Below are 17828 nucleotides of genomic sequence, written 5' to 3'. Positions count from 1 at the left end.
CTACAGCGAGACGACCTTCGTCCTGCCGCCGGAGGATCCGGCTAACACCGCGCGCGTGCGCATCTTCACCCGCAGCGTCGAGATGCCCTTCGCGGGGCATCCCAATGTCGGGACAGCCTTCGTGCTGGCTCGGCAGCGGGTGGGCGAGGGCGGCTCCCTGCGCTTCGAGGAGATCGCCGGCCTCGTCGAGGTCGAGGTCACGCGCGATGAGAGCGGAGCCGTCACCGGTGCCGTCATCGCCGCGCCGCAGCCTTTGACGACGACGGTCGAGCTGTCGGTGGAGGCTATCGCCGCCTGTACCGGTCTTGCTGCGTCGGATATCGTCGTCGCGAACCACCGGCCGGTCCGCGCCTCGGTGGGCGTGTTCTTCGTGCTGGCCGAGGTCACCGGCGAGGCCCTGTCCCGCGCCACGCCGGACCTCAGCCATTTCCGCGCCGTGCGCGACGCCACCCCGGAGCTGGAAGGGCGGTTTTCGCTTTTCCTCTATGCGCGCGAGGGCCAGCGCATCCGTGCGCGCATGTTCGCGCCCATCGGCGGCACCTGGGAAGACCCGGCGACGGGCAGCGCCAGCGCCACGCTGGGCGCCCTGCTGCTGAAGCTCGACGGCGCCGATGACGCCGCCTTCACCATCACGCAAGGGGTCGAGATGGGCCGGCCGAGCCTGCTCCACGTCACCGCGCGCCGCACGGCGGACGGCTACCGCTCTCGCGTCGGCGGCAGTTGCGTGCCGATGTTCAAAGGCACGGTAGAGATCTAGCTGAGCCCCAGATCGGCCCGCGCCCGCTTGGTCAGGCCGAGCGCAACCAGCCTATGGCTTTCGCGCAGATAGTCGCGCAGCACCTCGTCGGGCATGCTCTGGGGCGACTGCCATTGCACCCATTTCATCCCGCGCGAGGCGAGATAGGGCGCCGGTCGCAGGCCGGGCTGATCCTTGAGAATGTCGAAGGCCATCGGCGAGCATTTGAAGCTCACCGCCATCTCGCCGCTCTCCTGCAGCCGGCCGACGGCGAAGACCTTGTCGCCGACCTTCCAGACGTCTGCACCGCCCCATTGCACGACATGCAGCGTCGCCGGGAGCCCCGCGCAGAAGGCGTTGTACGGGTCTCGCGTCACGAGCCGTAGCGCTCGGCGTCGATGCCGTGCCGTGCGGCGGCCGCGACGATCTGCGACCAGGTCTCGTCATCGAGCGGAATTCCGATCTCCGCGCGCGCGGCCCGCATCTGCCTTTCCTTCTCGCCGGGCACCAGCACGGGCTGGGCGGGGTCCTGCGGCGCCGCCGCATGAACGAAGGCGAGATAGCTGTCGATGCGGCGGCGCCGCAGCCTCTCGTCCGGTTCCAGCCGGGCCGGATCGATCACCACGCCGAAGAGCGAATTGATGATCCAGCTCTTCTCGGGCTTCTCGTCGATCCGGGCCGCGCCCATCAGCCCTGCGGAGAGCAGTTCCGCGATCAGCGACAGCCCGGCGCCCTTGTGGTCGCCGAAGGGCAGGAGCGCGCCGAGCGTCTCGTCGCCCGTCAGGCCCTGCGCGAAGACGTGGCGCGGATCGGTCGTCGGCCGGCCTTGGCCGTCGATGATGTAGCCAGGGGGGACCGGCTCGCCCTTGTTGAGAGCGACACGGGCCTTGCCATGGGCCATGCGACTGGTGGCGAAATCGAGAATCAGCGGGTCGCCGCTGGGCACCGGCACGCCGATCGCGTGCGGATTGGTGCCGAAGCGAGCCTCGCGCGCGCCATAGGGCGCCACGATCGGCGGGCGGCCGGCGACATTGACCCAGAAGAACGAGACCAGCCCCGCAGCGGCGGCGACCTCGGCATAATGGCCGATCCGGCCGATATGATGCGAATCCAGCAGATTGACGATCGCCACTCCCTGATCGCGGGCGATGGCGCAGGCGCGGTCGACCGCATTGCGGGCATTGGGCTGCCCGAGGGCGACCGCGCCGTCGATGATCAGGAAGGGCGGTGCTTCGGTGCGGATTCGGCCCTTCGCGTCGGGCTTCAGGTTCCCATCGGCAAGCGACTGGAAGTAAAGGGGGATCATTCCCACGCCATGGCTGTCATGGCCGCTGAGATTGGCGAGGACGAGATGCTCGGCGGTCTCCTGCGCCTCGGCCTCGGTCCAGCCGGCGGCGAGGATCATGGCGTGAACGAGCCGGCGCAGGTCTTCTGGCCGATGCAGGCGATGGGTCATGGCGATGGCGTTCCTCTTTGATCGGGAACTGTGCATGAGCGGCCCGGCGCCGCAATGGTGCGGCACGAGCCTTGGCTGGATGGAGCGCATGCGCCGCCGCATCTCGACGCGGCGCCCCGCAGTCCTTATCTTGTGGGCTGATGTCTTGCTTCACCGGGCCTTGAACCCGGTCGAGGAGGGAAAAACGATGTTCTCCATTCCGGGGCTCAAGGTCATATCCTTGACCGATGCAGCGGCCGAACGCATCCGGCAGATCATGTCGCAGGCGGGCGCCGATGTGCCCGCTCTCGGTCTGCGCGTCGGCGTCAAGAAAGGCGGCTGCGCCGGCATGGAATACACCTTCGAGATCGCCCGCGAGATCGAGAAGGGCGACGAGGTCGTGACCGAGAAGGACGCCACCGTCATCGTCGATGCCAAGGCGGTGCTCTTCCTGCTCGGCACCGAGCTCGATTTCCGCACCGATCGCTTTTCGGCGACCTTCGTCTTCAACAACCCCAACCAGGTATCGGCCTGTGGCTGCGGGGAATCGGTGGAGATCAAGCCGCGCAGCGAGGGCGCTCTTTCGGCGTCCTGACGGAAGGCAGGGCCGCTGCGGGCAACGCCTCGGCGAGACCGCTCAGGCGACCCGGCTCGCCGTCTCGGTCGCGTCCTCGGTGACGGTGCGATTGCGCCCGTCTCGCTTGGCCTGCATCAGCGCCTGATCCGCCCGGTCCACCAGGGAGCCTGATGTGTCGCCGCGGCGATAGCTCGCGACGCCGAGGGAGATGGTGATTCGCCCCAGATTTTCGTTGGTCGATCGTTTGATGAGTTCCCGCGTCAGCAGCGCCTGACGCACGGTCTCGGCCCCGAATTTGGCGGCGATCACATCCGCTTCCGGCAGGATGATGGCGAATTCCTCGCCGCCGAAGCGGCTGATGATCGCCTTCTCCTTGAACTTGTCTTTCATCGTGCGCGCGACGAGCCTCAGCACCTGGTCGCCCGTGAGATGGCCATGGGCGTCGTTGAAGCGCTTGAAGAAATCGATATCGGCCATCACCACGGCGAAGGGCTCGCGCCGGAGGGTCGCCTCGTCGATCGCCTTCTGCAGCATTTCCTCGAAATGGCGGCGGTTGGCGAGCCCGGTCAGCGGATCGGTGAGCGCTTCGGCGCGGGTGGATTCCAGCGCTTCGCGCAGGTTGCGGATTTCGTGGGCGCTGTTGCGCAACTCGGCCTCGAGCTGGGCTTTGCGGGTGACCTCCTCGCGGGTCGACATTACGAGGGCCTCGACCCATTCGCGCAGCTTCTGGCGATCGGTGGGGTGTGGCACATCCTCGGACATCGCCGTCAGGCGGCCATGGTAGATTTCGCTGGAGCCGAGCGCCTTGTCGACCAGCGCCATCATGGCGTCGATCTCGCCCATCACTTGCAGGCTCGTCCGCTCCGCCTGTTTGGCGAAGCGTTCGGTGCTGATGAAGCGCTCATAGAGATTGTCGATATCGGCGGCGGTGACCTTGCCGTTGCTCCCGGCGAGGATCGCGTTCAACGCCATGCTGACCGCAGGCATTTCACCGCTGAGATGCGCGTACCAGACCTCGAACGCGCGCGGATAGCTCGGCGATTCGGACTGGCGCATGGCCGCGACGACGCGATCGGCGAGGTCGTGCTGCGCGGAACCCAGGGCGTCGCTCATCTCAACACCATCCCCACCCGATACGGGGCGCGGCTCATGCCGCGTCGGATCCGATCAAACGCTCGAAGCGGGACGTCCTGTCCGGAGAGAGGGCAAGCACCCGTTCACTGCGACTCTATTCAGCCGCAGCGGCAAGACCCTAGGGCGAGGTGGTTAAAATGCTGTTGATTATAGTAAGATTTTATAAGCGAACCGGGCGCAGCAGAAATGCCGGCACATGATCGCCGAGCCCCTTCACCTGCGGTCCGTCGTCGTCCTCGCGCTCGCGGCGGCGATTGCGGCGCTGTTCCCCCGGCTCGGCGCGCGGCGGGGAGCTGCGCAGATCGGGCGGCGTCTCGCGATCGCGCTGGCGCGGCTCGGGCCGCTCCTCGCGCGCGCGCGAGGGCACTGCTTCCCGCACCTCGTCCTCCCCGCGCGGGGCCCGCTCACTGCGGCTCCGGCCCCGGCCACCGGCGCGCTTCTCGTCACGGCGCCCGCCGCGACGTTCCTCGCGCGGCTCGGCCGGGGGCAGGGAGTCCAGCCCCGCACCCTCGAAGGCGATGCTCTGGCCGGTCAGCTTCTCCACCGCGGCGACCAGCTTGTCGTCATGGCGGGTCACGATGGTGAAGGCGGCGCCCAGACGCCCGGCGCGACCCGTGCGGCCGATGCGGTGGACATAGTCCTCCGCATGGGTCGGCACGTCGAAATTGAAGACGTGGCTGACGGCCGGAATATCGAGCCCGCGGGCGGCGACGTCCGAAGCCACGAGGATCGGATTCTCGCCCGTCCGGAACGATTCCAGAGCGGCCATACGCGCATATTGATCCATGTCGCCATGCAGCGCGACGGCTGGGAAGCCATGCTTCTGCAACGATTTGTGCAGGGTCGCCACATCGCGCTTGCGGTTGCAGAAGACGATCGCGTTCTGCAGGTCGGTGGCGCCCTTGATCAGCCGGCGCAGCGTCTCGCGCTTCTCGAAATCCTGCGCATTGGACGCGACCAGCCGCTGGGTGATGGTGGTCGCCGTGCTCGCTGGACGGGAGACCTCGATCCGCACCGGATTGTGAAGGAACTGCTCGGAAATGCGCGTGATCTCCGGCGGCATGGTCGCCGTAAAGAACAGCGTCTGCCGGGTGAACGGCACCAGCTTGCACACGCGCTCAATATCGGGGATGAACCCCATGTCGAGCATGCGGTCCGCCTCGTCGATGACAAGCAGCTCGACGCCGGTGAGCAGCAGCTTGCCGCGCTCGACATGGTCGAGCAGGCGCCCCGGCGTGGCGATCAGCACATCGACGCCGCGGGTGATCTTTGCATCCTGGTCGCCGAAGGAGACGCCGCCGATCAGCAGGGCGACGGAGAGCTTCTGGTTCGAGCCGTAGCGGGTGAAGTTTTCCTCGACCTGCGCCGCCAATTCGCGCGTCGGCTCGAGGATCAGCGTACGCGGCATGCGCGCCCTGGCCCGGCCGTTTTCGAGGATGGTCAACATCGGCAGCGTGAAGGCCGCCGTCTTGCCCGTGCCGGTCTGGGCGATGCCCAGAACGTCCTTGCGGGCGAGGACATGGGGAATGGCCTGGGCCTGGATGGGGGTCGGCGTGCTATAGCCTGCGGCCGTGACGGCCGTCAGAACCTTTTCGCTTAGGCCGAGTTCGGCAAATGACATCGCGTTTGGCGCTTCTTCAGGGTCGGTGGCATGCGGGCGGGATGACCTGCTCAACCGCTCGCTGGCGCGACAACAGGATTTGCGCGCCTTCGGACCCCTGTGGAATGCGCAGAAAGCGCGGCAAAGTCAATCTTCTAGCCTCGAAAAGGACTCTGGCTGCCCATGACGGAACCGCTCGTTCTCGTTCCCGGCCTCAGTTGCACGGCGGCGCTTTACGCCCCCCAATGGGTTGAGCTCTCGGCCGGCCGGCTAGTTCTGGTCGCCGACCATGCGCGGGACGACAGCCTCGCCGGTATCGCTGAGCGGCTCCTGGCCGCCGCACCGCCGCGCTTCGCGCTCTGCGGGCTGTCGATGGGCGGCTATATCGCCTTCGAAGTGCTGCGGCGGGCGCCGGAGCGGGTCACCCGGCTCGCACTGCTGGACACCAGCGCCAAGCCCGCGACGCCGCAGACCAACGAGCCGCGCGCGCAGATGATCGCGCTCGCGCAGAAGGGCGCCTACGACAATGTCACCACTCTGCTCTGGCAACGGCTCGTCGCGCCGGCGCGCCTCACCGACGAGCCGCTGCGCCTCGTCGTGCGTGGGATGGCCGAAGCCATCGGCGCGGTAGGTTTCGTGCGGCAGCAGACCGCGATCATGGGCCGGCCGGACTCCCGCCCGCTGTTGCGCGGCTTCGACAAGCCGACGCTGATCCTGGTCGGTGAGGAGGACGAGATAACACCCGTGGAGGAAGCTCGCGACATGGCCGCGCTGGCGGGCGGTACGGCCGAACTGGCGATCATCCCAGACTGCGGCCACCTGTCGACGCTCGAGGCACCCGAGCCGGTCACGACTGCACTCAGGCGCTGGCTGGCCTGACGGGAACGCTCCGTCGCGCCGCGCCCGTCAGGCAGGCGCGCCGTCAGCGTGGCATGACGCAGGGGTCGAGCCGTGTATCGCCCGCCGCCTTGCTGACCGAGCCGGTGACCATGGGATCGACGGGTTGGCGGCGGGAAGCGGCCAGCGAGGCCTGGGCCAGACGATCACGATCGAGATCGGGCGTCTTCTGCGACACGAAATTCGCGGCCACGACGGAGAGGAAGGCGATGCCGGCGCCTGCCTTGGCGATGTCGGCCACGACCGTGCCGCGCTCGTTCTTCCAGAAGATGCTGACCAGGCGCATCGCGCTCTCCGCGGCTCCCGTGAAGCGGGCCGATGCATCGAAACATAGCCGGGAGCGGTAAAAGCTTGGTTAGCCGGAGCTTTCCACGATCGTCGAAAGGTTACTGGCGCATCGGCTGAGGCCTCGCGGGGCGGCTCGTGCCCATAGACGTTTCATGTTGGCCGCGACCTGGGTCGCCGGCACCAGCCGCCGGTTGGCGGCGGCGCAAAAAGCGCAAGGCTGAGATCGCGGTCCGGCACCTTCAGCTGGCCCGGAATGGGGCGTCGCTCAGTCCGAGCCGCGCCGCCGCCAGGGCGCCGGGCTCGCAACGCCTCACAGGTCGATCAGCTCGGCTGCGAAGGCGGCCCGTTCCTGGATGAAGCTGAAACGGGCTTCGGGCTTGTTCCCCATCAGCCGCTCGACCGTATCGGAGGTTTCCTCCTTGGTCTCGTGATCGACCATGACCTTGAGCAGGATGCGCTTGCTCGGGTCCATCGTCGTCTCCTTGAGCTGCTGCGGCATCATTTCGCCGAGGCCCTTGAAGCGCGAGATCTCGGGCTTCTTGCCCTTGAAAACCGTCTCCAGCAATTCGTCCTTATGGGCGTCGTTGCGGGCGTAGATGCTCTTGCCGCCGTGCTGGAGCCGATAGAGCGGCGGCACGGCGAGATACAGATGCCCCTTTTCGATCAGCTTCGGCGTCTGGCGCCAGAAGAAGGTGACGAGTAGCGAGGCGATATGCGCGCCGTCGACATCGGCGTCGGTCATCACGATCACCTTCTCGTAGCGCAGATCATCCTCGCGGAACTGGGTGCCGATGCCGCAGCCCAGCGCCAGGATGAGATCGGCGAGCTGCTGGTTCTGGTTCAGCTTCTCGCGCGTGGCGTTGGCGACGTTCAGGATTTTGCCGCGCAGGGGCAGGATTGCCTGATTGGCGCGATTGCGCGCCTGCTTGGCCGAGCCGCCGGCGGAATCGCCCTCGACGATGAAGAGTTCGGAGCCCGCCGCCCCGGCATTGGAGCAATCGGCCAGCTTGCCCGGCAGGCGCAGCTTGCGCGTCGCGGTTTTGCGCGAGACCTCCTTTTCGAGGCGCCGGCGCAAGCGTTCCTCGGCCCGGTCGACCGACCAGTCGAGCAGTCGCAGCGCCTGTTGCGGAGCTGCCGCGAGCCAGTGGTCGAAGGCGTCGCGCACGGCGTTCTCGACGATGCGCGAGGCTTCCAGCGTGGCGAGCTTGTCCTTGGTCTGGCCCTGGAATTCCGGCTCGCGGATGAAGACCGAAAGCATGGCCGCGCAGGTCGCCATCACATCGTCGGAGGTGACCTGCGCCATGCGCTTGGACTGGCCGATGCGCTCGGCATGATCGCGCAAGCCCCGCAGCAGCGCGATGCGCAGCCCTTGCTCATGCGTGCCGCCCTCGGGGGTCGGAATGGTGTTGCAATAGGAGGAAGCGAAGCCGTCCTCCCCGGTGGCGAGCCAGGCCACCGCCCATTCCAGCGAGCCGTGGCTGCCCTCGCGGGTGATCTTCCCCGAAAAGATCGGCTCGGCGACGAGATCCTTGCCTTCGATCTCGCGCCCCAGATAGTCGCGCAGGCCGCCGGGAAACTTGAAGACCGCCTCCGCCGCGACATCCCCCTCGGGCTTCAGCAGCGAGGGCGCGCAGCGCCAGCGGATTTCGACGCCGCCGAACAGATAGGCCTTCGATCGCGCCATGCGGAACAGCCGCGCCGGCTCGAACCGCGCCAGCTCGCCGAAGATCTGCGCGTCGGGGTGGAAGGTGACGCGGGTGCCGCGCCGGTTGGCGACGGCGCCGACCGTTTCCAGCGGCCCCTGAGGAATGCCACGCGAGAAGCGCTGGCGGTACAGCATCTTGCCGCGCGCGACCTCGACCTCGAGTCGATCGGAGAGGGCATTGACCACTGAGACGCCGACGCCATGCAGGCCGCCGGAGGTCTCGTAGGCTTTGGAGTCGAACTTTCCGCCGGCATGGAGCGTGGTCATGATGACTTCGAGCGCCGACTTGCCCGGAAATTTCGGGTGCGGGTCGACCGGGATGCCGCGTCCGTTATCCGTCACCGCCAGCGAGCCGTCCTCCAGCAGCTCGACTTCGATGAAGCTGGCATGGCCGGCGACCGCCTCGTCCATCGAGTTGTCGATGACCTCGGCAAAGAGATGATGCAGAGCCCGCTCATCCGTCCCGCCGATATACATGCCAGGACGCCGCCTGACCGGCTCCAGCCCTTCCAGCACTTCGATGGCCGAAGCGTCGTAATTCGCTTCGGACAGCGTGCCCGGGCGAGGCGAGGAAGCGGGCGGGGCAGGCGTGCTGGCCGCGGTTCCGGCCGAGCGAGCCGCTCGTGGCGTCGCGGGGGCAGGGGGCTGCGCCGGAGGCAGCGCGGCTCCGCCCGACGCAGGCTGCGCCGGCTCCCCACCGAAGAGGTCGCCATTCTCCGTCATCGTGGCCAGAACTTCCCGATTCGCCAAAACTGATCTTAGCGCATCGATCTCACGGATGCGCCGGCGGCGCCGGTTATAACCGCCCTCATCCCCTGGAAAAACCCGTCTGCGGACATGGGGCGGCAGGAGTGCGCCGCAGAGATGGCGGGCTGTCACGCTCCCGTCACCGGCGACTGGGATGGCGGCGGGGAACCTGCGCCGTTCAGCCGGCGTTAAGCGGCACGGGTGAGGATGATTCACAGTGACGACCGCTCGTCCGGTACACCCGGAACAGGCGGCAATCAGACGGGGGGATACGTCGTGAAGTCGCGTCAGTCTGCACCGGCCGGCCATATCGCGAAGCTGGAGCGCTCCGCCCGGCTCGCCGGAGAAAGCTTCGGCTATGAAGAGCCGTTGGCCCTTCCGAGCACGGTGTCGTCCCGGTTGTTGTGGTGTGTCGCCGCAGTGATCGCAGGGTTTGGGCTCGCCATCCTGGCCCTGCGCTGACGAGATCCGCCAGTTACGGCCAAGCCCCGTCGCCATCGAGCCTGAATGGCCGCTACGACGCCGATGGCGATGGCTGCGACAGCCCGTCGTAGAAGGCCAGATGCGCGACCGCGGCGTCGTCCCACAGCGCGTTCAGCTCGACCGGTGCCGCCGATGCCCGATTCCTGTCGGCGAGCAGGATCGCCTCGGCGAAATCGTCCGCTGACGCATCCACCGCACAAAGGATCGTCGCGGGGCTTTCGATCTTGGCGCGAAGAACCGGAGTGTCGTCGAACTCGTCGCTTCGCTCGGGCCGCGTCGAGACCAGAGGCGCGGCGATCTGGCTGATCGCGAGGAAACTTCCGCGGCGCGTGCTGATGCCGTCGGTGAACGGCAGCAGAAAGACGTCCGCCGCCGAGAGAGTCGCCATCAGCTCGCCCTCGTCGTCGATACGTCCGCGAAAATCCAGCCAGTCGCGGATGCCCAGCTCATCCGCGAGGTCCAGGAACGCCTGCCTGTCCTGCGGCTTGTCCCAGAGGAAATCGCCGCACACCAGGAGCCGGGCATTCGTTCCCCGCTGGTGCAGGGCCGCCAGCGTCCGCAGCAGCATGTCGGGCCGCTTGCTGGTGTAGAGCGCGCCGAAGAAACCCACCACCAGCTCCGCCCGCCTCTCGCCGCTCGCCAGCAGGCGGACGCGCTCTGCCGCGACCCGCTCGGGATCGATCTGCGCCGGCATGATGTTGGGGCCGATCGGGATCACCGGGGCGGCCTCCTTCTTCGCCCGCCCGACCAGCGGCGTGGTCAGGAAGCTCTCGCGCTGCTGGCGGGAGACGAAGACGAAGGCGTCCGACGCCAGAAGATCGGGCACCAGCGAGAGGTGGCGCAGCGGGTTGAGCGACATCCATTCATGCAGCGAAATCACGATCTTGCCGCGTCGCGTCATCAGCCGCGCCGCCATCAGCACAACCCCGGGCAGGAGCGCATTGCCCCAGCCTTCGATGGGCAACTGGAAATGCACGATCCGCCCGCTGCGCAGGGCCCTCACGATCGCCCCGACAAAGGCGGCCGGTCTTTCGGGCTCGATCGTCTCGATCGCGATGAAGCCCGGCCGGCGCGCATTGATCGCATCGGCCAGCCGGTGCGCGTAATCCATCACCGCGCAGGTCACGGGCCGGGACGAGCCGAAGATCACGACGGAAGGAGAGGAAGGATGCATGGACCTTGGCAGGGTCGAGGGTGCGGGTCTGTCTGGTTTTCTGCCGGAGCTGGCCGGCGTCAGCCTTGTTTCGCCAGGGGCCCGAAGCTGGCGAGCAGGTTGCAGCGCCTGTCGGGAATGCTTTCGATGGGCTCGGCCCAGCAGGAATAGCCGAGAACCCAGCGCTTGAGCTCCTGCACCGGACGGCTGCCGTCGTCGCCGGTTTCGCGCAGGCAGGACAGGGTGTCGAAGCCCGCCGCACGCAGCTCCGCCCAGGCCTTTTCGCCATCCGCCTTGTGATTGCTCTCGAAGGCGAGGATCGGGCGATGCCGGGCGAAGGTCCCGCGCAGCCCGGCGAAGACATCGGCCTCGAAGCCTTCGACATCGCATTTCACGAAGCCGATGCGCTTGGCGCCGCTCGCGATCTCAGGCTCGTGCTGCGCCAGATACTGATCGCCCTGGCGAACCGGCAGGACGAGGTCTCCCTTGCCGGATGCGAAGCTGCCACTGCCGTCATTGCCGTCCTGCAGCAGCGAGAACTTGAGATCGGCGTCTGTGCGCCCGAGCCCGACCTCGTGCAGCCGGACATTGGTCACGCCCGAGAGCAAGAGATTGGTCTTGAACAGCGAGGCGATGGGCGGGTTCGGTTCGAAGGCGACGACCTCGCCGAACGTGTCCGCGAAGGCGATCGCGTGATTGCCGATATTGCCGCCGATATCGAGATAGACCTCCGTGGACAGGCCCAGATCCGAGAAGAGACGCTTGAGAAAGGCGATCTCCCGACGTTCATAGATGCCGTTGCCGATGATCGAAATCCCGAGATAATCGGTGGGGATCACCGCCAGCCGCGGCTGAGGCGGCAAATGCCGGCGCACGCTGGGGACGATCGCCTTGACGAGCAGGTCATGTGCCCGGCGCACGGCATAGGTCGTCCGTGACTCTTTGATCTTCGACATCCGCCTCTCCGGCCATCGCATGGCGGCCGGAAGGCTAGATCAGACACTCTACCGAAGCTTTAACCCGGGCTGGATCGCGGGGCCGGTGCCCGGTTCTGCACGTGAAAAAGCCGGAGCGCAGGGCGCCCCGGCTGTCGAGTTGGGCCGCGCCATGCGCGGCCGGGAGGAAATCTGGCAGGCGCCAAGGCGCCGGCCGCGATCCTCAGTAGGAGTAATACATCGAGAACTCGACCGGGTGCGGCGTCATTTCGAAGCGCGCCACATCCTGCATCTTGAGTTCGATATAGCTCTCGATGAAGTCATCGTTGAAGACGCCGCCGGCCTTGAGATAGGCGTTGTCCTTCTTCAGCGCATCCAGCGCCTCGCGCAGCGAACCGCAGACCGTCGGGATCTTCTTCAGCTCGCGCGGCGGCAGGTCGTAGAGGTCTTTGTCCATCGCCGGGCCGGGGTCGATCTTGTTGATGATGCCGTCGAGGCCGGCCATCAGCATCGCGGCGAAGGCGAGATAGGGGTTCGCCATCGGATCCGGGAAACGGACTTCGACGCGCTTGGCCTTCGGCGAGGTCGTCCACGGAATACGGCACGAGGCCGAACGGTTGCGGGCCGAATAGGCGAGCAGGACGGGGGCCTCGTAGCCCGGGACCAGGCGCTTGTAGGAGTTGGTCGACGGGTTGGTGAAGGCGTTCAGCGACTTGGCGTGCTTGATGATGCCGCCGATGTACCACAGGCACTCCTGCGACAGGTCGGCATATTTGTTGCCGGCCATGATCGGCTTGCCGCCCTTCCAGATCGACTGGTGAACGTGCATGCCCGAGCCGTTGTCGCCATAGATCGGCTTCGGCATGAAGGTCGCGGTCTTGCCGTAGCTCTGAGCGACGTTGTGGATCGCGTACTTATAGACCTGCATCTGGTCGGCCATGTGGGTCAGCGTGTCGAACTTCATGCCGAGTTCGTGCTGTGCCGAGGCGACCTCGTGATGGTGCTTCTCGACCTTGACGCCCATGGCCGCCATCGCCGCCAGCATCTCGCCGCGCATGTCCTGCGCCGAGTCCTGCGGCGGAACCGGGAAGTAGCCGCCCTTCGTCGCGATGCGGTGGCCGAGATTGCCGCCCTCGTAGTCGGTCTGGCCGTTGGTCGGCAGCTCGACATTGTCCAGCTTGAAGACGGTATGGTACGGGTCGGCGGAGACCTTGACGTCGTCGAAGACGAAGAATTCGGCTTCGGGGCCGACGAAGATCGTGTCGCCGATGCCGGTCGACTTCAGATAGGCCTCGGCCTTCTTGGCGATGCCGCGCGGATCGCGACCATAGGGCTCGCCGGTGGCGGGCTCGAGCACGTCGCAGTTGATGACCATCGTCGGCGCCGAGAAGAACGGATCCATGACCGCGGTGGTCGGATCCGGCATCAGCAGCATGTCGGACTCGTTGATGGCCTTCCAGCCGGCGATCGAGGAGCCGTCGAACATCGTGCCCTCGGCGAAGATGTCCTCGTCGATCATGGTGACGTCGAAGGTCACGTGCTGCCACTTGCCGCGCGGGTCGGTGAAGCGGAAGTCGACGTATTTGACGTCGTTGTCCTTGATCGCCTTCAGGACATCCTTGGCGCTTTTCATTGTCAGCATTCCTCTTGCCAGCAGTTTCTCAAACTCGCGGGCTCCCGGCGGATCCAACTCGCCCGGCGGCCCGTGATCTCGGTCGCGTCGAAGGCGCGTCAGATCGCGTCGGCGCCGGACTCTCCGGTGCGGATGCGGATAGCCCCCTCGACACTGGATACAAAAATCTTGCCATCGCCGATCCGGCCGGTCTGCGCGGCCTTCATGATCGCCTCTATGGCGCGGTCGACCATGTCGTCGCCCAGCACGATTTCGATCTTCACCTTCGGCAGGAAGTCGACGACGTATTCGGCGCCGCGATACAGTTCGGTGTGGCCCTTCTGCCGGCCGAAGCCCTTGGCCTCCAGCACGGTGATCCCCTGCAGCCCGACCTCCTGAAGCGCTTCCTTCACCTCGTCCAGCTTGAACGGCTTGATGATCGCTTCGATCTTCTTCATGCGCCGACAGGCCTCCTCGCGCTTCCGTTCCATGAGGCCCCGGACGCTCGGCGTGGAAGGCGCCGGACCCGAAGCTCCGCATTCGACAATGCTCATAGCATCGGCGCATTCGCCCGGCTACGCGCCCACCCCTCGCGAAGCGCCTGATCATCAGGCAGAAAACAGCAGTTTAATCGAGCATTTGCCTATTAAATATGCAAATGAGCCGATCGCGCGCGGTTGCCATCCTGCGTCGTCAGCGTCGACGATGAGGCATCGAGGCGGGCCATGAACGAGCACGGCATGATCGCAAGCGAAGCGGCCCTCCTGACGGTCGAGCAGATGCGCGCGGCGGATCGCTTCGCGACGGCTACCGGCATTGCGGGCATCGCCCTGATGGAAGCGGCAGGGCGTGCCGTCGCCGATGCCGCTGCCGGGCTCGCAAATCCCGAGGGGGCAGTGCCGGTCGCGATCCTGTGCGGGCCGGGCAACAATGGCGGTGACGGTTTCGTCGCGGGGCGTGTGCTGCGCGAGAGGGGCTTTGCTGTCGAGATCGGGATGCTGGGAGCGCCGGAAGCGCTGAAAGGCGATGCGGCCGAAGCGTTCCGCCGCTGGAACGGGCCTGTTCGATCCCTGGCCGAGACCGCCATCGCGACGCCGCCCCGCCTCTTCATCGACGCGCTCTTCGGCGCCGGCCTCACGCGGGCCGTGGCGGGGGAGGCCGCGGTGGCGATCGAGCGCATGAACGGCTCCGGCCTGCCCATCCTCGCCGTGGATGTACCGAGCGGGCTCGATGCCGACACCGGGGGGGCGCATGGGCCCGTGGTGCGGGCGAGCGAGACGGTGACCTTCTTTCGGCTCAAGCCGGGCCATCTGCTGCTGCCCGGCCGCGCGCTCTGCGGCATGGTCACTCTGGCTGAGATCGGCATTCCCGCCGAAGTGCTAGATCAACTCGACCCGCAAACCTGGCGCAATGCGCCCGAGCTCTGGCGGTCGTCCTGGCCGGCGCATGATGCCGGCACGCATAAATTCTCGCGCGGCGCTGTCGCCGTGCTGGCGGGCGGCGTTGCAAGCGTCGGGGCGCCGCGCCTGGGAGGCCGGGCGGCCCTGCGGATCGGGGCCGGGCTTGTGACGATCCATTGCGCGCCCTCGGCGCTTTTGGCCCACGCCTCGCGCGGACCGGACGCTGTGATGCAGCGGCCGCTCGCCGATGCGGACGCGCTTGCCGATGTGCTTTCGGATCGACGGCTCGGTGCGGTTCTGGCCGGTCCGGCCTTGGGGCTGGATGCGCGGGCGAAAGGATTGCTGCAGACGCTGACCGGCGCCAATCTCGCCACGGTGCTCGATGCCGATGCGTTGACGCTCATCGCTCGGAAAGGGCTTCTTCCCTTCGCCGACCGCGGCAGGCCGCTGGTGATGACGCCGCATGAGGGAGAGTTTCAGCGCTTGTTCGGCGCTATGCCCGAGATTGCATCGCTTCCCTCCAAGCTCGAACGCGCCAGAGCGGCCGCCCGCCACAGCGGTGCGGTGCTCGTCTACAAGGGGGCAGACAGCGTCATCGCCGCGCCCGATGGTCGCGCGGCGATCAACACGACGGGAAGCGCCGCATTGGCCACCGCAGGCTCCGGCGACGTCCTGGGCGGAATGATCGCGGGTCTCCTCGCGCAGGGCATGCCAGCTTTCGAGGCCGCTGCCGCCGCGGTCTGGCTGCATGGGCGCGCGGGTGAGGAACTCGGCTTCGGCCTGATCGCCGACGACCTGCCGGAGGCGTTGCCGCATCTGATGCGAGGCCTGCCTGCGGGGTGAGGCGGATGGCGCGACGACGGGGCGTTGCCCCTGAAACGGCAGAAGGCCCGCCTTGCGGCGGGCCCTCCAACAGATCGGATGCTCGGGATCAGGAGCCCGAATAGGTCACCGCCGGGGCGGCGTTCAGCTGATCCTTGGTCATGGTGATCTTGCCGTGGTCGGGATACATCATCGGAGCACGCGGCGCCGTGGCGCTGGCGGGAGCCGCCGGCATGCTGCTCGGGCTGGCGGTGGTCCCCGCCGGAGCGCCCGCCGCCGGGGCAGGGGCGGCCGCAGCCATCGGCTGATCGCTCCAGGTGACCTGCTCGAACGGGATCGCGACATCCTTCGAGCCGATGCCGAGGAAGCCGCCGACGCCAACGGTCACCATCTCGATCTTGCCGGTCTTGTCCAAGATGACCTCGGTGACGTCGCCGACCTTCTTGTCGTCCGGGCCATAGATGTCCACGCCCATCAGCTTCGACGCGCGCCATTTGCCCTGGCCGGTGAGATTGGTCTCGCCGGCCTTGCTGGTGGTCGAGGCGGCGGGGGCGGTCGTCGAAGACGGCGGGTTCGGCGAGGCCGTCTGGGCAATGGCGGCGCCGGCCAGCAGAGTGGCGCTGAGCGTGGCGAGAATAAGGTGACGCTTCATGGAATGTCCTCCTGTTGAGCTCGCATCGAGCTGTCGTGTTGAACGAATGCTCCAGGACGAGATCGTCTCATGCCGCGCAGATCCGCCAGATCACGATCGACGAAGGCAAATCGATCCGGACACCTGCGAGGGTCCCGCCCGATGTGACTGCGCCGATGATCTTGCCGTCATCGCCGCGACATGGTCCTGTATGCTTGAGAAACGCCGCAGCAGCGCGGCTGTTCCATGAAAGGATGCATGATGTCCGCAGGGATCGAGATTTCAATGGACGACGCCCAGATCGAGGCGCTCGATCGCTACATCGCGGCCACGGCCCCCGGCAGCGGCAGGCAGGCCGCGATCGCCGCGATCGTGGAGCAGGCGCTACGAGCCTATGGCGGCTCGCAGAGCGACGCCGCCGATGAGGGGCTGAAGCCGGAGCAACTGAACTCCAGCAACGATTATTGAGCCGGCTGCGCTTTTCGCTGCCGCCTCAATCCTGCGCCTCGTCTCGCCGCAGTTCGAACGCCAGCATCGCCTCCGCGATCGCTTCCAGCTCCTTGTCCTTTTCCGGGCTGTCGGCGGCCGCGTTCAGCTCCTCGACCCGCTGCTGGGCGCGGTCGTAATCTTCTTCGCTGTGGATCACGATGGGCTCTTTCATCAGATCTCTCCTGCCGGTGAGGCAGCCAGGCCGGTCCGGCTGCCGGTCTATCGACGGCCGAAAGGCCTCACGGTTCCACGGGGCTTAAGGCTTCCGCAAGGCAAAGCGGCGCATGTGCTGGCTGCAGAGGGAGAGCTTTCGATGCACCGGCTGCTGCTTGCCATGCTGCTTTGCGCCGCCGTCCTGCCATCGGGAGAAGCCCGCGCCTTCTGGCGGCGCTCGCAGGTTTCGATGTGCGCGGACGCGACCACCGAGGCCGAGCGCGTCCGCCTGCGGTGCTGGGAACTCGACGGCTACATGGATCATGGCTGGCCGGCGCTCGGCCTCGGCGGGGCCTATGCCGTGCCGGGCGGCGCGGCTCCGCCGCCGCGACTGCCGGCACAGCCCCTCGGCCGTGGCGTGACGCGCCGGCTCGGCTAGACCATCGCGCCTCGGAACCGACGCGGTCGCCATGCGCCGGGATCGTCCTCGAGCCTCGCGCCTTCGCGCGGCGCGATCCGACCGGTCGCCCCTCTTTCGACCGCAACGGATGTCCATCCGGTCCGATTTCCGTTTTCGGTGCGATGCTTTAGCGTCCCTGCGGCCATTGGAACGGTGACATGGACATTCTCGTCGGATTCGCCTTTCTCATGCTGTTCTGCATGAGTGCGCTCGGTGGCACGGTGTTGCGGGACCGGCTGGGCGAAGCTCATCTGACCAAGGAAACCATGGATGCGCTGCGGCTCGTGACCGGGCTGCTCGTCACCTTCGCGGCGCTGGTGCTCAGCCTGCAACTGTCCTCCGCGCGTTCCGCCTTCGATCTCGCCGATCGCAATCGCTCGCTCTTCGCCGGGCATCTGGCCCGGCTCGACCAATGCCTGCGCGTGCTCGGGCCGCCGGCGGAAGCGCCGCGCCTGACCCTGCGGCGCTACACCGCCGCCGCCATCGCGAGCACCTGGCCGGCGGAGCCGCCGCCCGCCGCCGAGGGCATGCCCAATGTCGGCGGCATGGCGGTGACGGGTGAGGACGCGAC

20 protein-coding genes are annotated in these 17828 nt (G+C 67.0%); 8 read left to right on the top strand and 12 right to left on the bottom strand.

The features are described 5' to 3' along the window. The coding region (locus ACOJTB_RS13445) for a PhzF family phenazine biosynthesis protein (RefSeq protein WP_420103033.1) at nt 1-757 on the top strand (757 nt) is incomplete at its 5' end. Here ACOJTB_RS13445 and ACOJTB_RS13440 read toward each other — a convergent pair. After that, the gene (locus ACOJTB_RS13440; protein WP_420103032.1) at nt 754-1113 is read right to left on the bottom strand and encodes an MmcQ/YjbR family DNA-binding protein; all 360 of its coding nucleotides are present in this window, start codon (nt 1111-1113) and stop codon (nt 754-756) included. The two genes, ACOJTB_RS13445 and ACOJTB_RS13440, sit on opposite strands and share 4 nt — an antisense overlap. Next, the gene (locus ACOJTB_RS13435) at nt 1110-2192 is read right to left on the bottom strand and encodes a malate/lactate/ureidoglycolate dehydrogenase (protein ID WP_420103031.1); all 1083 of its coding nucleotides are present in this window, start codon (nt 2190-2192) and stop codon (nt 1110-1112) included. The genes ACOJTB_RS13440 and ACOJTB_RS13435 overlap by 4 nt, the downstream gene beginning before the upstream one ends. Before the next feature lie 187 nt (nt 2193-2379). Here ACOJTB_RS13435 and ACOJTB_RS13430 point away from each other — a divergent pair, with 187 nt between their 5' ends. Beyond that, nucleotides 2380-2766 (top strand): HesB/IscA family protein, encoded by a 387-nt coding sequence (locus ACOJTB_RS13430; protein WP_420103030.1) that lies wholly within the window; start codon nt 2380-2382, stop codon nt 2764-2766. 42 nt (nt 2767-2808) lie between these two features. Here ACOJTB_RS13430 and ACOJTB_RS13425 read toward each other — a convergent pair whose 3' ends face one another. Both ACOJTB_RS13425 and ACOJTB_RS13420 read right to left on the bottom strand, forming a co-directional pair. Continuing rightward, nucleotides 2809-3861 (bottom strand): GGDEF domain-containing protein, encoded by a 1053-nt coding sequence (locus tag ACOJTB_RS13425; protein ID WP_420103029.1) that lies wholly within the window; start codon nt 3859-3861, stop codon nt 2809-2811. A gap of 181 nt (nt 3862-4042) precedes the next feature. Continuing rightward, nucleotides 4043-5503, bottom strand: coding sequence for a DEAD/DEAH box helicase (locus ACOJTB_RS13420; protein WP_420103028.1), 1461 nt, complete (start codon nt 5501-5503; stop codon nt 4043-4045). A 162-nt stretch (nt 5504-5665) separates the two neighbouring features. Between ACOJTB_RS13420 and ACOJTB_RS13415 the strand changes: the two genes are divergently transcribed. Then, nucleotides 5666-6361 (top strand): alpha/beta fold hydrolase, encoded by a 696-nt coding sequence (locus ACOJTB_RS13415; protein ID WP_420103027.1) that lies wholly within the window; start codon nt 5666-5668, stop codon nt 6359-6361. Nucleotides 6362-6404: 43 nt separating this feature from the next. Here the strand turns inward: ACOJTB_RS13415 and ACOJTB_RS13410 are convergent, their stop codons facing one another. Then, nucleotides 6405-6665 carry a hypothetical protein gene (locus ACOJTB_RS13410; protein WP_420103026.1) on the bottom strand — a complete coding sequence of 87 codons (261 nt, stop codon included), beginning with the start codon at nt 6663-6665 and terminating at the stop codon, nt 6405-6407. 312 nt (nt 6666-6977) lie between these two features. Next, nucleotides 6978-9095, bottom strand: a complete 2118-nt coding sequence (gene parE / locus ACOJTB_RS13405) for a DNA topoisomerase IV subunit B (RefSeq protein WP_420103025.1) — start codon at nt 9093-9095, stop codon at nt 6978-6980. Between the two features lie 300 nt (nt 9096-9395). On the opposite strand from parE, the gene ACOJTB_RS13400 reads away from it, so the two are divergent. Beyond that, complete coding sequence (locus ACOJTB_RS13400) at nt 9396-9581, top strand: hypothetical protein (RefSeq protein WP_420103024.1); 186 nt, start codon at nt 9396-9398, stop codon at nt 9579-9581. 52 nt (nt 9582-9633) lie between these two features. Here the strand turns inward: ACOJTB_RS13400 and ACOJTB_RS13395 are convergent, their stop codons facing one another. The 4 genes from ACOJTB_RS13395 to ACOJTB_RS13380 form a co-directional block, all read right to left on the bottom strand. Next, complete coding sequence (locus tag ACOJTB_RS13395; RefSeq protein ID WP_420103023.1) at nt 9634-10776, bottom strand: glycosyltransferase; 1143 nt, start codon at nt 10774-10776, stop codon at nt 9634-9636. A 59-nt stretch (nt 10777-10835) separates the two neighbouring features. Further along, nucleotides 10836-11711, bottom strand: a complete 876-nt coding sequence (locus ACOJTB_RS13390; RefSeq protein WP_420103022.1) for an FkbM family methyltransferase — start codon at nt 11709-11711, stop codon at nt 10836-10838. Between the two features lie 202 nt (nt 11712-11913). Beyond that, nucleotides 11914-13323, bottom strand: coding sequence for a type I glutamate--ammonia ligase (gene glnA / locus ACOJTB_RS13385; protein ID WP_420103021.1), 1410 nt, complete (start codon nt 13321-13323; stop codon nt 11914-11916). A 98-nt stretch (nt 13324-13421) separates the two neighbouring features. Next, nucleotides 13422-13760, bottom strand: coding sequence for a P-II family nitrogen regulator (locus tag ACOJTB_RS13380; protein WP_420103020.1), 339 nt, complete (start codon nt 13758-13760; stop codon nt 13422-13424). Between the two features lie 267 nt (nt 13761-14027). On the opposite strand from ACOJTB_RS13380, the gene ACOJTB_RS13375 reads away from it, so the two are divergent. Next, nucleotides 14028-15545 carry an NAD(P)H-hydrate dehydratase gene (locus tag ACOJTB_RS13375; protein ID WP_420103019.1) on the top strand — a complete coding sequence of 506 codons (1518 nt, stop codon included), beginning with the start codon at nt 14028-14030 and terminating at the stop codon, nt 15543-15545. 88 nt (nt 15546-15633) lie between these two features. Here ACOJTB_RS13375 and ACOJTB_RS13370 read toward each other — a convergent pair whose 3' ends face one another. Further along, nucleotides 15634-16176, bottom strand: a complete 543-nt coding sequence (locus ACOJTB_RS13370) for a PRC-barrel domain-containing protein (protein ID WP_420103018.1) — start codon at nt 16174-16176, stop codon at nt 15634-15636. 240 nt (nt 16177-16416) lie between these two features. Between ACOJTB_RS13370 and ACOJTB_RS13365 the strand changes: the two genes are divergently transcribed. Beyond that, nucleotides 16417-16623, top strand: a complete 207-nt coding sequence (locus ACOJTB_RS13365) for a hypothetical protein (protein ID WP_420103017.1) — start codon at nt 16417-16419, stop codon at nt 16621-16623. A gap of 25 nt (nt 16624-16648) precedes the next feature. Here ACOJTB_RS13365 and ACOJTB_RS13360 read toward each other — a convergent pair whose 3' ends face one another. Beyond that, entirely contained in the window at nt 16649-16816 is a 168-nt protein-coding gene (locus ACOJTB_RS13360; protein WP_420103016.1) for a hypothetical protein, read from the bottom strand. 141 nt (nt 16817-16957) lie between these two features. Here ACOJTB_RS13360 and ACOJTB_RS13355 point away from each other — a divergent pair, with 141 nt between their 5' ends. Together ACOJTB_RS13355 and ACOJTB_RS13350 are read left to right on the top strand one after the other, a co-directional pair. Then, on the top strand, nt 16958-17236 hold the full coding sequence (locus ACOJTB_RS13355) for a hypothetical protein (RefSeq protein WP_420103015.1): 279 nt from the start codon (nt 16958-16960) through the stop codon (nt 17234-17236). A gap of 179 nt (nt 17237-17415) precedes the next feature. Beyond that, on the top strand, nt 17416-17828 hold a 413-nt coding region (locus ACOJTB_RS13350; RefSeq protein ID WP_465248406.1), incomplete at its 3' end, for a bestrophin-like domain.

Origin of the sequence: Allobosea sp., assembly GCF_048595345.1 — a bacterium.
Taxonomy (GTDB): Bacteria; Pseudomonadota; Alphaproteobacteria; order Rhizobiales; family Beijerinckiaceae; genus Allobosea.
The sequence above is the reverse complement of the archived record's forward strand: the minus strand, read 5'-3'. Positions and strand labels throughout refer to the sequence as shown.

Coding starts and splice junctions, on each gene's coding strand:
- ACOJTB_RS13435 (WP_420103031.1), bottom strand. CDS start 2,192: ATGACCCATCGCCTGCATCGGCCAGAAGACCTGCGCCGGCTCGTTCAC.
- ACOJTB_RS13430 (WP_420103030.1), top strand. CDS start 2,380: ATGTTCTCCATTCCGGGGCTCAAGGTCATATCCTTGACCGATGCAGCG.
- ACOJTB_RS13425 (WP_420103029.1), bottom strand. CDS start 3,861: ATGAGCGACGCCCTGGGTTCCGCGCAGCACGACCTCGCCGATCGCGTC.
- ACOJTB_RS13420 (WP_420103028.1), bottom strand. CDS start 5,503: ATGTCATTTGCCGAACTCGGCCTAAGCGAAAAGGTTCTGACGGCCGTC.
- ACOJTB_RS13415 (WP_420103027.1), top strand. CDS start 5,666: ATGACGGAACCGCTCGTTCTCGTTCCCGGCCTCAGTTGCACGGCGGCG.
- ACOJTB_RS13410 (WP_420103026.1), bottom strand. CDS start 6,665: ATGCGCCTGGTCAGCATCTTCTGGAAGAACGAGCGCGGCACGGTCGTG.
- parE (WP_420103025.1), bottom strand. CDS start 9,095: ATGACGGAGAATGGCGACCTCTTCGGTGGGGAGCCGGCGCAGCCTGCG.
- ACOJTB_RS13395 (WP_420103023.1), bottom strand. CDS start 10,776: ATGCATCCTTCCTCTCCTTCCGTCGTGATCTTCGGCTCGTCCCGGCCC.
- ACOJTB_RS13390 (WP_420103022.1), bottom strand. CDS start 11,711: ATGTCGAAGATCAAAGAGTCACGGACGACCTATGCCGTGCGCCGGGCA.
- glnA (WP_420103021.1), bottom strand. CDS start 13,323: ATGAAAAGCGCCAAGGATGTCCTGAAGGCGATCAAGGACAACGACGTC.
- ACOJTB_RS13380 (WP_420103020.1), bottom strand. CDS start 13,760: ATGAAGAAGATCGAAGCGATCATCAAGCCGTTCAAGCTGGACGAGGTG.
- ACOJTB_RS13375 (WP_420103019.1), top strand. CDS start 14,028: ATGAACGAGCACGGCATGATCGCAAGCGAAGCGGCCCTCCTGACGGTC.
- ACOJTB_RS13370 (WP_420103018.1), bottom strand. CDS start 16,176: ATGAAGCGTCACCTTATTCTCGCCACGCTCAGCGCCACTCTGCTGGCC.
- ACOJTB_RS13365 (WP_420103017.1), top strand. CDS start 16,417: ATGTCCGCAGGGATCGAGATTTCAATGGACGACGCCCAGATCGAGGCG.
- ACOJTB_RS13360 (WP_420103016.1), bottom strand. CDS start 16,816: ATGAAAGAGCCCATCGTGATCCACAGCGAAGAAGATTACGACCGCGCC.
- ACOJTB_RS13355 (WP_420103015.1), top strand. CDS start 16,958: ATGCACCGGCTGCTGCTTGCCATGCTGCTTTGCGCCGCCGTCCTGCCA.